This is a genomic window from Micromonospora arborensis, assembly GCF_003205615.1.
Taxonomy (GTDB): Bacteria; Actinomycetota; Actinomycetes; order Mycobacteriales; family Micromonosporaceae; genus Micromonospora; species Micromonospora arborensis.
The window spans coordinates 1-14988 of record NZ_PYBV01000002.1; the positions used below are offsets into that span (position 1 = coordinate 1).

Below are 14988 nucleotides of genomic sequence, written 5' to 3' on the forward strand. Positions count from 1 at the left end.
ACTCCCGTGGACGCAACCTCTCGTGGAGCGCCCGGAAGTAGGGATCCTGCTCGCTGTGCCACGTCCTTTGCCTTGTCTACCCGTCTTAGCTCACTCGCGTCGGCGTATCTGACCGGCATTGGTGCTGGGTGAGAACACAAGTCCCTAAGGCCCCGACGGCGTCGACACAGTCCGTGGTTGCCGAGTAATCCCGCCGGCGTCGTCCTATGTCCGCTCAACATGGGCGTTGACATCGGCGGCCTTCGCGTCTGCATCGTGATGGTCCCAAGATGGCCTGCCCCCGCGTTTGAGGGTCTCTCGCGCTGGGCGCTGCGGGTGCTGACGCCCCCACTCGCCGCGCATGAGCCGCACCACGGGCGGTGCCGCCTCCGCGAGACTCGCGGAGGCGGCACCGCCGATCGGGTGGTGGTACGGATCAGCTGCGGGTGGACCAGCGCTGGTTCTGTTGCCCGTTGCAGGCCCAGAGGAGGAGCTTGGTGCCGTTGGCGGTCCCGGCGCCGCTGGCGTCGAGGCAGAGCCCGGACTGGACGCCGGTGATGGTGCCGTTGGAGTTGATGTTCCATTGTTGGTTGGTGCCACCGTGGCAGTCCCAGATGATGGCCTGGGTGCCGTTGGTGGTGCCCTGGCCGCTGGCGTCGAGGCACTTGTTGCCCAACACCTGCAGTTGCTTGCCGGCCGTGTGGGTCCAGCGTTGGGCGGTGTTGCCGACGCAGTCCCAGAGTTGGACCTGGGTGCCGTTGGTGGTGGTGCCGTTCGGCACGTCGACGCAGCGGTTGGACTGGCCACCGACGAGTTGGACGCCCTGTGTCGGGTTACCGCCACCGGACGGCGCGTACGCGGCAGCGGCGATGTTCGCCTGTACCGCGTCCTCGGTCGCCGCGGTCGGGTAGCCGGAGGTCATCACGCCCTCGTAGAAGGTGCCTCGGCCGGTGTTGCTGTTGTCGCCGCCGATGCCGAGCAGGATGGCGCCTTCCTTCTTCATCGGGTGGTAGCCGTTGGGGCGGCGTCCGTCGAAGTAGGTCGTCAGGCCGCCGGACTGCGCGTTGCCGCCGCGGACCGCCCAGTGGTTGGGCTCGCCCTTGACGATGGCCGTCAGGAAGCGGTGGCTGATGGGGGGCATGGGGTTGTACCGCGCGTTCACCCCGGAGAACAGTCCCCACTCCATGTCCATCATGATCCAGGGGCCGTTGCCGTCCCCGTAGCCCCACACCTTGTTGTTGCCGAAGTAGATGGTCTCCATGATGCCGATGTCGTCGGCCATGGCGTTCGTCTGCGCGTTGCCGTAGTCGAAGCAGCACCCGTTGTTGTAGTGCGTGCCGTCGAGGACGGCGTAGATGCCCTCGGGCTGGTCGCCGGTCGCGATGCCGTTGGTGTTGTTGTTGCGGTAGCCGGTGCCCGGGGCGATGTAGACGCCGTACGCCTTCTGGCCGCCGATCGTGATCGGCGCCGCCTTCGCGTCGGCAAGGTTGTCCGACCCGCCAGGGCCGGGGCCCGGCACGCCGCCACCCATGGCCTGGGTGAGGCGGTTGTTGCGGCCGGTCTGGTCGTAGATGATCGTGATGACGCAGTTGGTGTTGGTGCAGAACGTGTCCTGCGTGGCGGCGTCGGCGTAGCCGCCCGCACTCAGCACGCCGACGTCGCGAGTGGTGTTGTCCGACGAGCGGCGAACCTGGTAAAGCGGGCCGTTGTACGCGCCGTACAGCGCGCGGGTGGTGCTGTGCGCGGCGACGCACGGGGTGCCGCCCGAGGCGTAGATGTCGCACGGTCCCGTGCCGGCGGCGCGGGCGACACCCGGCGCGTCCGAGACCACGTAGATGCTGGCGCCGACAGCGAGAACCAGCAGGGTTCCCGTCGCGGCGAGCAGACGACTCAGTCGTCTCTTCACATTCATCGGATCCTCTCGGCGGTGTGGTGGAGCGTGGTGGTGGCGGGTTGAGCCTGTGCTGCCGAACCGATCCAGTTCGATACGGTTGGTGGCGTGGGCGGCGGTGGTTCGAGCCTCGCTACCGACCCAGACCGACGTCACACGTCATACCTGTTTACATTAATGCCCGTCCATTCGTCGCGCTACCGGGCGCGGGCCGTCGCATCCGACCCGGTCGACGCCCCGCTGGCCGGGGAACTTGCTGCCTCGGGGCTTGGGTCCGGACGGATATGCTCGGCAGGGAAGAGGGTGCGTGCCCGTTTCGGGGCAAGAATCGATTCGAGGGCGCGGCATGAACATCGGGGAGATCGCCCGCCGGGCGGGGGTGTCCCGCAGCACCGTCTCCTACGTCCTGAGCGGGAAACGGACCGTGTCGGAGGGGACCCGGCAGCGGATCCAGGCGGTCATCGACGAGCTGGACTACCGACCGAACGCCAGCGCCCGCGCGCTCAAGGAGGGACGCACCCGCACCCTCGGGCTGGTGATTCCCCCGGCGAGCCAGCGGTTGACCGACATGCAGCTGGGCTTCGTCGCCAGCGTCGTCGAGGCGGCCGCAGGCCACGACCTCGACGTGCTGCTGTCCCCGTCCGGGGGCGACCACGACCGGTCGTTCGAGCCGGCCGGCGTGACGCGCCGGTCATCGAGTTCAGCGGCCTCGTTTGTGACGCGGATCGGTGGCGTTCGACCTGATCACGTTCACCGGATCGGCGGCTCGACAGGCTGCACCGAAGGCCGTGGGCGCCCTCGCTGTTCGACGGCCAGTGGGTGTGGCTGACCGGTAAGAGCTGCCAGGGCGGTAGCGACGGTTTGGAGGTCCGCCTTGATGTAGGTGGTGGTGGCGGGTCCGCGGCGGTCGGTATGCCCGGCGTAGGCGCGGGCGACGGCGTAGCCGAAGTGCCGCTCGACCCAGGTGAGGGTGGTGTGACGCAGCCAATGCGTGGTGATTCCCTGGGCGGCGACCCACGGCAACTGTCGGCCGATGCGTTTCCACATCAGGTCGTAGCGCCGGTAGGTGGCGGGTTGGCCGTTGCGGTAGCGCAGCAGCGCATCGGTCGGTGCGACAGCGCCGCGGGCTCGGGCATGGTCATCCAACCGGCTGGCGAGCATCGGTGTGATGGGCTGCCACCGTTGCGTGCCGCCCTTCTCGGACAGGCGGATCAGCGCGTGGTCGGTGTCCAGGTCGGTCAGGCGTAGCGCGAGAGCGCCGCCGCGTCGGCAGGCGGTTTCGGTGTGCAGGCGCAGGATCAGGGCGTCGAGCACGATGTCGTTGCCGCCGCTGCGGGCGGCGGCGTTGATGTCGGACAGTTCGTCGGGGGTGAGGGCGCGGCGGGTGTTGGGCAGCCGGCGAGGTTTGCGGACCCGGTGGGCAGGGCTGTCCGCGATGGTCAGGTAGCCGTCGGCGATGGCGCGGTTGTAGAAGGCGCGGGCGGCGGCGATGAGGTGCTCGCCGGCGTGCCGGCCGTTTCGGGAGTTGCGGCGAGGGCGGGCGCCTGCGGCGGCCTGTCGCATGAGGGCTTCGAGGTCGCTGGCCCGCACCGCGTCAATGCGCCAATCGCCGAGGGCGGCGACCATCCGTCGCCAGGAGCTGCCGTAGGTGCGTCGGGTGCCCGGGCTCGCCGCCGCGACCACAACAGGAAGGTACTCGGCGACTGTCGGCACGGCAGGCCGGTTACTGCCGGTGAGGTCGGCCGCGGTGAGGCCGAGGTGCTCGAGCAGCGCTCGGGCGGTGGCAACACGATCGGGATCCATGGTCATGAGGGCTCTCCAAGGACGCGGGCGTGCAGGTCGACCAGGACCGCCGTGATGGTGTTTGAGGGGTGCACGACAATGCGGTTCTGCCGTGGCAGGGCAGCCAGGAGGACGGGTTCGCCGGTGGCGATGCCGCACAGGTGTCGGGCGGCGGACGGTAGGGGCAGCTCCTCGCGGGTGCCCACGACGTGCGCGCCGTCGGCGGCCGGGGTGATCAGGATTGCGCCGGTCACGACATCGACATGCAGCGTGAGGCCCGGTGTCCAGCCCAAGGCCCGCAACAGTGCACGAGCGGTGATGCGGCCGGTGGCGTCGGGGCGGCCCACGTCGAACAGCACGCCATCACTCGTGCGGGCGGCGGGCGCGGGCAATGTCGGCAGCGGTGCCGGCTCCGGCGATGCGACCGGCAGTGGGGTGGGTATGAGCGCCTCGACGAGCTGCTCGTCGGGCCGGCGAGGGCGCGGCCTGCCGGGGATCACCTAGGCCCCCCGCCAGCACGAGGGCGAGGGAGTCAGCGCAGGTGGCGCCGGCTCCCTGGGGTCGGTGCGCACATATGAGTCGTCGCGGCTCGCGTCCCCACGCGAGAAGAAGTTGATCTCGCGTGGATATCCACGCGAGATCAACTTCTTCTCGCGTGAATATCCACGAACTTTGGTGTCCGAGGGGGGACTTGAACCCCCACGCCCTATACGGGCACTAGCACCTCAAGCTAGCGCGTCTGCCATTCCGCCACCCGGACCTACACGTTCAGCCTACCTCGCCGACCCAGATGATCTTTCCATCCGATGTCGGCACAGCGGGCCGCACGGGGAGTTACTGTACACGCCACTCGTGGATCATGCACATCGCCATCCGGCACCCCTCCCCCAGCGCTTCAGCCGCTGCTCAAACCACCTCGCACGCGCTCATCGACACCACTCCGGGGCGTGTCCGGCTAGCGTTCGGCGGCCCTCTGGCGGCAGCATTGCCACGTGCCTCATCCCTCCCCCCTGGCAGCCGCTCAGCACCGGGCCCTCGCCCTGCGCGCCGCGGGCGATCTCAGCGCCTCGCGGCAGCTGCTCGCGGAGGCCGTCGGATCCGCTCCCCCGCCGTACGCCGCCGACCACCCCGAGATGCTGCACACCGCGCACCTGTTGGCCCGGCTGCACCGCGAGGCGGACGACCTGCTCGCCGCCCGCCGGGTGCTGGAGGAGGCGTTCGCGGCGGGCGAGCGGCGCTGGGAGCACTCCAACCCGGTGCTGCTCGCCCTCGCCTTCGAACTCGGCGAGTTGGCGGAGGAGTTGGGCAACCGGCACGAGGCCCGCCGCAACTACACCCGCGTAGCCACCGCCGGGCCCGCCACGCTCGGGGAGCACCACCCGGCGGTACGCGCGGCCCGCCACTACCTCGGGCCGTCCGCGCCAGCGCCGAACGAGCAACACGCCCCGCCGCCGACGCCCGGTCCGGGCCAGGCCGCCACGGCGACCGAGTCGGCCACCCGGTCGGCCCTGTCCGGCCCGACCCTGTCCATGGCGACCCTGGCCGCGATGCGGCCCTCCGCTGGCGGCCCGCCGGCCACCAGTTCGCCGTGGGCTCCGCCGCAACCGCCGGCCACACCCCGAGCAACCCCTCCTGGGGTACGCGGACCCGCCGCGCCCACCAACGTCACCACCGCGCCGGCTCCGGTTTCCCGGCTGACGCCCGCCCAGCCGGCACCTTCCTCGATCACGCCGACGCAGCCCAGCCCGCCGCGCGCCGAATCCAGGCCCTCGCTGCCGCCGCGCCAACGCGCCAACCACCAACCGCCCGGGACCGACCGGTCAACGGCCGGCCAGCCACCCCAGCCGAGGGCCGAGAGCCAGCCGAGGGCCGAGAGCCAGCCGAGGGCCGAGAGCCAGCCGAGGGCCGAGAGCCAGCCACCCCAGCCGAGGGCCGAGAGCCGGCCGCCCCAGCCGTCCGGTCAGCGGCCACCGCAGCGACCGCCGTCTGGGCCAGCCGTAGCGCCCCGTCAGCGCATGGGCGACCCGGCGAACCACCCGGCGGTCGACCTGCCCCGCCAGCCGTCCAGCCCGTCCGCTCCGCCGCCGACCGCCGCCGCGCCAGCGTCGATGGTGCCGGCACCACGCTGGGACAACCCCACGATCCAGGTACGACAGATCGAACCGCTACTCGCCGAGGAGGCTGCCCACGCCGCAGCCAGACCAACCGAGGTGGGCGGATCGGTCGACGCGTCCCGCGCCGAGGCGACATCGCCAGGGTGGCCGTCCTCCGCCGACAGGCAGCCAGGATCGGCGCATCCGGTGAGCGGCGCGCCAGCCCATCCGGTCAGCGGGCCACCCGTTCCTCCACAGCCGGTCTCCGCGCCACCCGGCCAGCCGTACCCGGTCTCCGGGCCACCGGCCCAGCCGTACCCGGTCTCCGCGCCACCCGGCTATGGGCCACCCGTGTCCGCACCACCCGGCCAGCCGTACCCCGTCTCCGGACCACCCGGCCAGGCATATCCGGTCTCCGGACCACCCGGCCAGGCATACCCCGTCTCCGCGCCACCGGGCTATGGGCCGCCGGTGTCCGCACCACCCGGGCACACCTATCCGGTGTCCGCCCCGCCCGGTTCCGGGCAATCAGTCTCCGCGCCGCCTTACGGACAACCCGTGTCCGCTCCGCCGGTGAGCGCACCACCGGTACCGCCGTGGGGGATGACCGCGCCGCCGTGGAGCCTCAACGCTCCACCGCAACCCCTGGCGGCTCCCGGTGCCGACTCCGCTGAGCTGCCCCCGGTGGACGCGGTGGGCGCCGGCGTTGACGATCAGCTCGGGCTGGGCGGCGCCGACGCCGGGGTCGTGCCGACACGGCAGGCCGGGGTCGCGCCGTCCGACCAGACCGTGGTGTTCCCGGCCGTCCAGCCGGACAGTGGTCCGCCCAGGGGTGACACCAGTCCGAGCCAGCCCATCGCCGCGCAGCCGGTCCCGACGGCCGCACAGCCCGACACGCTCACCGCACCACCGAGCCCGACGGCCGCACAACCGAACACGCTCACCGCACCACCGAGCCCGACGGCCGCACAACCGAACACGCTCACCGCACCACCGAGCCCGACAGCCGCGCAGCCGAACACGCTCACCGCACAATCGAGCCCGCGGGCGGGATCGGCCGAGCCGATCCCGGCAGCCTGGTCACCGGAGAACGGCACCGACCCGGCAGGGCCGTGGCCAGCCGCCCCGCGACCCACTCCGCAGTACCACCAGGACCAGTACCCACCCCAGTACCCAGCTCAGGATCAGTACCCGATCCAGAATCAGTACCCGACCCAGGCGCCGTACCCGGGTCAGCAGTACCACCCGGTGCAGGACGCGTACCGGCCGGCGTACGCCGATGAGGGAGGGTCGACGGGCCGCAGCCGTGCGACGCTGATCGGCGCGGTGGTAGCTGCCGGGGTGGCCGTCGTGGCAGTCGCCGGCCTGGGTGCGGTGGTGTTGACCCGCGACGATCCGCCGCCCTCCGGGGCCGCGCCGACGGCGGCGGGACCGACGGCGGCGGGACCGACGGCGGCCGGGCCTCCGCCCGGGGATCTGAAGCTCCGCGATGACCTGACCACGATCACGCTGACCTGGACGGACCCGTCCGGCGGCGCGGTGCCGTTCATGGTCGCCGCCGGTCGGGCCGGGCAGCCCCTGGGAGTGATGGCCACCGTGGACCCGGGTAAGACCAGCTACACGGTCAACGGGTTGAACTCGCGGGTGGATCACTGCTTCACGGTGTTGGCGGTCTACTCCACCGACACCTTCGCGACCTCGGCACAGGTCTGCACGGCTCGGGAGCGCACCACCCCGTCGAGCGGCAAACCCTCGGCCCGGCCGACGGCGAGCTGAGGCGAGCTGGGGTTGAACCGGGCTGAGCTGGGCGTCCACAGCGCACACGCTCGGTATCCACAGGGGTGACGGTGCGGGTTCCCCCGTCACCAGCATCCCCATATGATGGCACCCGGCTCAGGGGAGGGGTCGCCGCGAGGCGCGCCACCTGCCACGACTCAGGGGAGGCAGCCGGCTGTGGCCAGCATCGACGACGCCGAACGGACCAACGCCCCTCGCTCCCGGTCTCGACTTCGGGGCGGGCTGGTGACCGTTGGCACGGTGACCGCGCTGCTGGCCGCCATGGGGTTGACCGTCCTCGGGCTGGGCGCAGCCGACAACGCGGTGGCGAATTACGACGCGAGTTCCTGGCTCTGGAGCACGGCACGCAGCGAGCTGGCCCGGGTCAACGGGGTCACCGCCCGGGTGGACACCCGCACCGAGATTCCCAGTGCCCGTCAGCACCCGATGCAGATCGCCCAGACCGACCGGCTGCTGATCCTGCGTGACCTGCAGACGGGGCAGATCAGCTCACTGGACCTGGCCACCCTGCAGCTCAGCGCGACCACCAAGACCACTCCTGGCCTGGGCGTGAGTGTCGCCCTGCACGAGGATTCGGCGTTCGTCGTCGATGCCGTGCAGGGCATCGTGCGGCAGCTCGACCCGCGGTCGCTGACCCCGGTCGGCGAGCCGGTGCGCTATCCCCCGGGCATCACCGGCGGCACCTTCGACGGCAAGGGTCGGCTCTGGATCGCGGTTCCCAGCCAGGGCACCGTCTCGGCGATCACCGCCGCCACGTTGCCGTCCGCGCCGGCCTCGGCCGCGCCCGCTGGAGCGGGGCTCAGCCCGAAGCGTGTCGAGTCGTACGACGTCGCCGAGGCCAGCCACGAGCTGGTGGTGTCCACCCTGGACGAGGGTGTGGCGGTGCTCGATCGCACGGCCGGGAAGCTGGTGCGGGTGCAGCGGGGCGAGGTTCACCCGACGCCGTTGACGCTGTCCGGTCCGGCGGCGCTACCCGCGCGCACCAGCGGGCAGCGGGTTCCGGTCACCGTGCCTGCCGAGCGGCGGGTGCTGGTGGTGGGTGACGGTGGTGAGGAGCGGGCGTTCACGGTGCCGGGCGAGGGTGACCGACTCAGCCCGGCGGTGGCCTGGGCGGACCGGTTCTACTGCGCCGACGAGGCCACCGGCACGATCTACGCCTTCGATGCGGGCGGTCAGCTGGTCGAGACCATCCGCGGGCGGGCGAACGGGCCGATGGAGCTGGAAGTACGGGAGAATCACCTGTTCATCAACTCCCCGGACGCGGCGACCGCTCGGGTGGTGGACGACAAGCACCAGGTGCGTGAGGTCAACAAGTACGCCAACGACGTGCTCGGCGGCGACCCGCCACCGGTTGCTCCGCCGCCGCCCCCGCCGAAGAAGCCCCGGGTGGGCAAGCCGAGCGCGCCGCGCAGCGTCACCGCCGCCGCTGGCAACGCTCAGGCGCGGGTGAGCTGGCGGCCGGCCGCCGCCAACGGCGCGGAGATCATCAAGTACGTGGTGGAGGGCGCCGGCCAGCGCCTGGAGGTGGGCGCCAACCAGCGTGCGGTGGAGGTCAAGGGTCTGACCAACGGCGAGACGTACCGGTTCGCGGTGCACGCCGTCAACGCCAAGGGCGACGGTCCGTCGCGCAACAGCAACCCGGTGACCCCGACCGCTGCGGTGCCCGACCCGCCGGCCAGCGTCACCGCCCAGGAGCGGCCCGACGGCACGGTGCTGGTGAAGTGGCCGGCGGCGAACGGGCAGGGCAACAAGATCGCGAAGTACGCGGTCACGGCCAGTTCGGCGGGGGCGAACGCGCCGGCCGGTGAGTCGACGAAGACGGAGCTGGTGGTGCCCGCCGGCGAGTTGGAGTTCGGCACCCAGTACGCGTTCACCGTGGTGACGGTCAACGACAAGGGCGCCGGGTCGGCGGCGTCGCCGGTCAGCAACACGGTGGTGCCCTTCGCGGCGCCCGGTCGGCCGCTCGACCTGAGCGCCGGCACGGTCGCCAACCAGCCGGGTGCGGTCACGGTGCAGTGGTCGCCGGCCGAGGCGAACGGCCGCCCGGTGACGAAGTACCTGGTGGACGTTGGTGGGCGCGTCAGCGAGGTGGCCGACACCCGCACGACCGTCACCGGGTTGGGCAACGGCCAGAACGTCACGGTGAAGGTGAAGGCGGTCAACGAGGCGGGGGCTGGCCCGGAGGCGACGGCCACCGCGCGTACGGTCGCCGAGCCGCGGGTCACGGTGACCGGCTCGTCGGCGACGGCCACGTCGGCGACTGTGACGTTCACCGTGGACGCTGGTGGAGGTCAGGTCACCTGCTCGGTGAGCACGCCGGGGAAGCCGGCGAAGGCCGGGGCGTGCTCCAGCATCACCGTGTCGGGTCTGGCGCCGGGCACGGCGTACACGTTCACGGTGACGGCCACCAACGCCGCCGGTAACGGCACGGCGACGAAGGCGCAGGCCACGCCCCCGCTGTACGGGATCGCGACCTGCAACAACGGGCCGGACGGCGACCAGCGGACCTACTGCAACAAGGAAGTCGACGGCCGCAACGGCAACGAGGTCTTCAAGGTCGCCCGGCAGGACAACGACCAGCAGGCTGGCTGGGCGAAGCCCGGCACCCGGCTGCAGGCGTACTGCAAGAAGGCCGGTGAGGACGTCGACTCCTGGATCTACAACAATCAGAAGCGCAGCACCTGGTGGGTGCAGGTCAACTTCGGGGGTGGCAAGTACTACATCCCGTGGGCCTGGCTCAACCTGGAGGGCGGCGACAACATCAACGTCCTGCCCACCTGCTGAAACACCAGCCAAGGAGCACCACCGACCGTGAACACCCACGAGCCGCTCACCCAGCCGGAGGTGCAGGGTTTCGCCGCCCTCGCCGCCCGGCTGGCCGAGAACGTCAACGCGGTGGTGCTCGGCAAGCCGCAGGTGGTTCGGCTGGCGCTGACCGCACTCTTCGCGCAGGGTCACGTGCTCCTGGAGGACGTGCCGGGGGTCGGTAAGACGACCCTCGCCCGGGCCATCGCCGCCACGGTGAAGGGTGAGTGGCGGCGCATCCAGTTCACGCCCGACCTGCTCCCGTCGGACGTGTCCGGGGTGACCATCTTCAACCAGGCGAGCAGGGACTTCGAGTTCCACCCGGGGCCGGTCTTCGCCAACATCGTCATCGCCGACGAGATCAACCGGGCGTCGCCGAAGACCCAGTCGGCGCTGCTGGAGGTCATGGAGGAACGCACCGTCACCGTGGACGGGGTCCGGCATCCGGTGCCGTCGCCGTTCCTGGTGGTGGCGACGCAGAACCCGGTCGAGATGGACGGCACCTACCGGTTGCCCGAGGCCCAGTTGGACCGTTTCCTGGTCAAGCTGTCCGTCGGTTACCCGGACGAGGCGGTCGAGGTGGAGGTGCTGCGCGGCGCGACGGTGCGCTCCCCGGAGGCGCTCGCCCCGGTCACCGACACCGCCACCGTCGGGGAGATGGTCCGGATGGCCCGCCGGGTGCACATCGCCGAACCGCTCTACGCGTACGCGGTCCGGCTGGCCGCCGCCACCCGCACCCACCCGCACGTGCGGGTCGGGGTCAGTCCCCGAGGTGTGATCGCGTTGACGCGGGCGGCGTGCGCGTACGCGCTGATCGACGGGCGGGGCTGGATCATGCCGGAGGATCTGAAGGCGCTCGCCGAAGCGGTGTTCGCGCACCGGCTGCTGCTCACCCCGGACGCCCAGGTGCGCGGGATGACCGCCGCGGAGGTGCTGCGCCAGGCCATCGCCTCGGTGCCGGTGCCCCTGCCGTCGGGGCAACCCGCTCCGGTGCAGGGCTGACCGGCAGCAGCGGCATGGGGATCACCGCCCGCGGAGTCGGGCTGCTCGTCGCCGCCGTCGTGCTGCTGGGGGCGGGTTTCCGGTTCGCGTACCCCGAGTTGACGCTGCTTGGCGCGGCGGCCGGCGCGGCCGTCGGCTACGCCGCGCTGGTCGCGGCCTGGCGACCCCGGCTGGCCGTGACCCGTCGCGCCGACCCGGACCGGGTTGCGCGCGGCGAGCCGGCGAGCATGACGTTGACCGTGCGCAACACCGGCCGGCTGCGGTCGGCGAACCTGCTGGCCGAGGACCGGTGCGGGGAGCGCAGCGTGCCGGTGCCGGTGCTGCGCCTGCGGCCCGGTCGGGACACCGAGGTCCGCTACGACGTGCCGACCCATCGTCGTGGGGTGGTGCCGGTCGGGCCGCTGCGGGTGACTCGCCGTGACCCGCTGGGGTTGGTGGCGCTGGCCCGCCCGTACGGCGCGTCGGTGCCGGTCTGGGTGCACCCCCGCATCCATCCGCTGACGGCGGTGCCGCGCGGTTCGGGGCGCAGCCTCGACGGTCGGGTGGACGGGGTGCCCCACGGGTCGATCACGTTCGACTCGCTGCGGGAGTACGTGGTCGGCGACGAGCTGCGCCGGGTGCACTGGCGGACCAGCGCCCGGGTGGGTGAGCTGATGGTGCGGGAGAACGTGGACACCAGCCTGCCGCGTCTGGTCGTCCTGCTGGACAACCGTGTCGTCGCGCACCCGCAGCGGGTGGGTGGGGTGGCGGAGTCGTTCGAGTCGGCCTGCGAGGCTGCGGCGTCGGTCGTCACCGCCGCGCACCGCGCGGACCTGCCGGTGGTGTTGCTGTTGGCCGCCGCGCAGCCGGACGCCGAAGCCGAGGCCGGGACGCCCGGCGGGGACGCGGAGGTCGGGCCGGTTCTCGGGCCGCTGGACCGGCTCGCCGCCGCCGAACTCTCCGGCGACGACGGCGCGGTGCGCGCGGCAACCAGCCGGCTGCGCCAGGACCGGCTCGGCGACACGCTGATCTTCCTGACCGGGCCGGGTGGCCGGGACGAGCTGGGGCACGTCGGGGCGCTGCGCGGGGCGTACCCGTCGGTGGTGGTCGGGGTGTTCGGCGCGGCCGAGCCGACGCCGCCGGGCGCGGCCGGTCTGGTGGTCGTCGACGCGGCGGACGGCGCGCAGTTCGCCGCGGAGTGGGACGGGGTACGCCGGTGGTGACGAGCGCCGTGCGGGTGCTGCGGGCGGCGGTCGTCCCGCTGGCGCTGATCGGGCTGACCTCGCTCGCCGGGGTGGTGCTCGGCCGGGTGTACGCGGGTGACCTACTGACCCGGCTGGTCATCGGCGCGGCGGCCGGTTCGGTGCTGGTCAGCGTGGCCGCCCGGCGGCTGCCGTCCTGGCTGGTGGCGCCGGTGTCGGTCGCCACGATGGCCGGCTGGACACTCCTGTCGCTGCGGTTGGCCGCCACCCACGCCGAGATTCCGGGCGGCCTGGTGGAGATCACCACGGACGCCGCCCGCAACGGCATTCCCCGGCTGCTCACCGCGATGATCCCGGTGGAGCCCACCCCGGACACGGTGCTGGTGCCCGTTGTCGCCGCCTGGCTGGCCGGGCTGGCCGGTGCGGAGGTGGCGCTGCGCGCCGGCCGGGTGCTGTTGGGCTACCTGCCGGCGGCGGGGCTCTACGCCGCCGCCCTCTACGTGATCGGCCCGAATGCCGCGCCGGCGGTCGGGGCGACGCTGGCGTTCGTCACGGTCGCGGCGGTCGGCCTGGCGGCCCCCGCCAGGACGGCACCGGCCGGCGGGGATCCGGCCGCTGATCTGGCCCCCGGGGTACGCGCGGCGGTGCGGCTCCGGCTGGCCGCGAGCGCGGCGCTCGGGGTGGCCCTGGTGGTCGGGCTCGTCGCGCTGCTCGGCCCGGTCGTCGCCGACCAGGTCGACGGCCGGCCGGTGGACCCGCGCCGGTACGTGGAGCCACCGCAGGTGCAGACGCTCGACGAGAACCCGTTGATCCGGATCTCCGGCTGGGCGTTGCATCCGGAGCAGAAACTTCTCGAGGTGCACACGGAGCGCTCCGATGCCCCGGCCGGCGACGCCGCACCGAGCACAGGGCCGGCCACCGAGGACGGGCCGGCGGCGGACGACACGGGCGCGGGCGCCCGGATCCGGTTGGCGGTGCTCAGCGACTACGACGGGGTGACCTGGCGGGTCGGCGCGACGTACCGCAACGCCGGGCGGATCCTGCCGGCTGTCACACCGCCGCGGGACAGCACGGTGCGGACGGTCCGGCAGGAGGTCACCGTGGCGGAGCTGAGCGGTCGGCTCCTGCCCGCCGTGGCGACTCCCCGGGAGGTCAGTGGGGCGCGGGTGGCGTACGACCAGGCGAGCGGGACGTTGATCCGGCCGGAGGGGTTGACGCCGGGCCTGCGGTACGCGGTGACCTCTGCCGAGGAGCACCCGGACTCGAACCTGTTGGCGACGGCCAACGTGCCGGCCGGCGAGGAGGTGGCCCGGGTGCTGCGGGTCGCCGACGGTGTGCCCGACCCGATGCGCCGGCTGGCCGCGCAGCTCGCCGAGGAGAACGGCGCCCCGTACGCCCGGGCTCTGGCGATCGAGCAGTTCCTGGCCGAGCACTACCGGGTGGTGGCGGACGCGCCCAGCGGGCACGCGTACCCGAATCTGGGTTTCTTCCTGTACGGGCCTCGCAACGGCGGCGGGCAGGAGGGCACCTCGGAGCAGTTCGCGGCGGCGTTCGCGGTGCTCGGCCGACTTTCCGGGCTGCCGACCCGGGTGGTGGTGGGTTTCCGGCCCCGTGGGCAGGGGCCGGTGCTGGCCGGTGACGCGTTCGCCTGGCCGGAGGTGCTCTTCGACGGGGTGGGTTGGGTGTCGTTCGATCCGCTACCTCGCCCGAACGAGGAGCCGAGGCCGGTGGAGGAGGATTTCCGCCCGACGCCGGAGGATCCGCCGCCGTCGGAGGCCCCGGCGCCCACCGCGGAGCCGAGCGCGTCTCCGGAGCCGGTGGCCGCCCCTGCGGGGCCGCCCGGCCGTGACGGTGTGTCCACTCCGGTGCTCGTCGCCGGGGGCAGCGGCGGCCTGTTGCTGCTGGTAGGGGTGCTGCTGCTCACCCTGTTGGCGATGCGCCGCTCGCTCACCCGCGCCCGGCTCGGCCGGGGCGACCCCGATCAACGCGTCGCCGGCGCCTGGCGGGAGGTCACCGACGCGCTGCGGCTGGCCGGCCGACCGGTCGGTGACGACCTGGCGGCGACCGAGGTGGCCGGGCACGCCCGCCAGGCCCTTGCCGAGGCCCGAGCCCGCCGAGCCGGCGACGACGACAGCGATGGTGGCGCCGCAGCGGGTACGGACGTCGGCGGCGTCGACGAGCTGGCGGAGCTGCTGAACCGGGTGGGCTTCGCCCCGGATGCGACTACGCCGGACCAGGCGACCCGGGCCGCCGAGGCAGCCACCGCCTACGTGGCCACCCTGCGCTCCGCCCGCCCCTGGTGGCGCCGCCTGCTCTGGTCCGTCCACCCCGCCCCCCTACGCCACCCCCACCCCCACCACCCCCACCCCCGCCGCCCCCGGCGGTGATCGCCGCCCCCAGCGGTGATCGCCGCCCCCAGCGGTGATCAAGAGGTTTGCGTCACCACCGGGCCCATTCC

General features: G+C 72.7%; 9 protein-coding genes and 1 tRNA gene. 6 read left to right on the forward strand and 4 right to left on the reverse strand.

Going from position 1 to position 14988, the window contains the following annotated elements; all coding sequences use genetic code 11:
* Nucleotides 1-415: 415 nt before the first annotated feature.
* Entirely contained in the window at nt 416-1891 is a 1476-nt protein-coding gene (locus tag C7C45_RS01085) for an arabinofuranosidase catalytic domain-containing protein (RefSeq protein WP_110561841.1), read from the reverse strand.
* A gap of 325 nt (nt 1892-2216) precedes the next feature.
* On the opposite strand from C7C45_RS01085, the gene C7C45_RS01090 reads away from it, so the two are divergent.
* Nucleotides 2217-2699 carry a LacI family DNA-binding transcriptional regulator gene (locus C7C45_RS01090; RefSeq protein ID WP_244200174.1) on the forward strand — a complete coding sequence of 161 codons (483 nt, stop codon included), beginning with the start codon at nt 2217-2219 and terminating at the stop codon, nt 2697-2699.
* Here the strand turns inward: C7C45_RS01090 and C7C45_RS01095 are convergent.
* The 3 genes from C7C45_RS01095 to C7C45_RS01105 form a co-directional block, all read right to left on the reverse strand.
* Nucleotides 2621-3679 (reverse strand): tyrosine-type recombinase/integrase, encoded by a 1059-nt coding sequence (locus tag C7C45_RS01095; protein WP_244200175.1) that lies wholly within the window; start codon nt 3677-3679, stop codon nt 2621-2623. The two genes, C7C45_RS01090 and C7C45_RS01095, sit on opposite strands and share 79 nt — an antisense overlap.
* Nucleotides 3676-4011, reverse strand: coding sequence for a hypothetical protein (locus C7C45_RS01100; protein ID WP_110561728.1), 336 nt, complete (start codon nt 4009-4011; stop codon nt 3676-3678). Before C7C45_RS01100 ends, C7C45_RS01095 begins: the two co-directional genes overlap by 4 nt.
* 314 nt (nt 4012-4325) lie before the next feature.
* Nucleotides 4326-4412: transfer RNA gene (locus C7C45_RS01105), tRNA-Leu, on the reverse strand.
* 232 nt (nt 4413-4644) lie between these two features.
* Here C7C45_RS01105 and C7C45_RS35755 point away from each other — a divergent pair.
* The 5 genes from C7C45_RS35755 (at nt 4645) to C7C45_RS01145 (ending at nt 14917) form a co-directional block, all read left to right on the forward strand.
* The gene (locus C7C45_RS35755) at nt 4645-7521 is read left to right on the forward strand and encodes a hypothetical protein (protein WP_167454600.1); all 2877 of its coding nucleotides are present in this window, start codon (nt 4645-4647) and stop codon (nt 7519-7521) included.
* Nucleotides 7522-7698: 177 nt separating this feature from the next.
* Complete coding sequence (locus tag C7C45_RS01130) at nt 7699-10326, forward strand: fibronectin type III domain-containing protein (protein WP_244200176.1); 2628 nt, start codon at nt 7699-7701, stop codon at nt 10324-10326.
* A 27-nt stretch (nt 10327-10353) separates the two neighbouring features.
* Entirely contained in the window at nt 10354-11349 is a 996-nt protein-coding gene (locus tag C7C45_RS01135; protein ID WP_110561733.1) for an AAA family ATPase, read from the forward strand.
* A 14-nt stretch (nt 11350-11363) separates the two neighbouring features.
* Nucleotides 11364-12551 (forward strand): DUF58 domain-containing protein, encoded by a 1188-nt coding sequence (locus tag C7C45_RS01140; protein ID WP_110561734.1) that lies wholly within the window; start codon nt 11364-11366, stop codon nt 12549-12551.
* A complete protein-coding gene (locus tag C7C45_RS01145; protein WP_244200177.1) occupies nt 12545-14917 on the forward strand; it encodes a transglutaminase domain-containing protein in 2373 nt (790 codons plus the stop codon). The genes C7C45_RS01140 and C7C45_RS01145 overlap by 7 nt, the downstream gene beginning before the upstream one ends.
* The last annotated feature ends 71 nt before the right edge of the window (nt 14918-14988 follow it).

Excerpts from the sequence above, each read along its gene's own strand:
- C7C45_RS01090 (WP_244200174.1), top strand. The coding sequence starts at position 2,217 with ATGAACATCGGGGAGATCGCCCGCCGGGCGGGGGTGTCCCGCAGCACC.
- C7C45_RS01095 (WP_244200175.1), bottom strand. The coding sequence starts at position 3,679 with ATGACCATGGATCCCGATCGTGTTGCCACCGCCCGAGCGCTGCTCGAG.
- C7C45_RS01140 (WP_110561734.1), top strand. The coding sequence starts at position 11,364 with ATGGGGATCACCGCCCGCGGAGTCGGGCTGCTCGTCGCCGCCGTCGTG.
- C7C45_RS01085 (WP_110561841.1), bottom strand. The coding sequence starts at position 1,891 with ATGAATGTGAAGAGACGACTGAGTCGTCTGCTCGCCGCGACGGGAACC.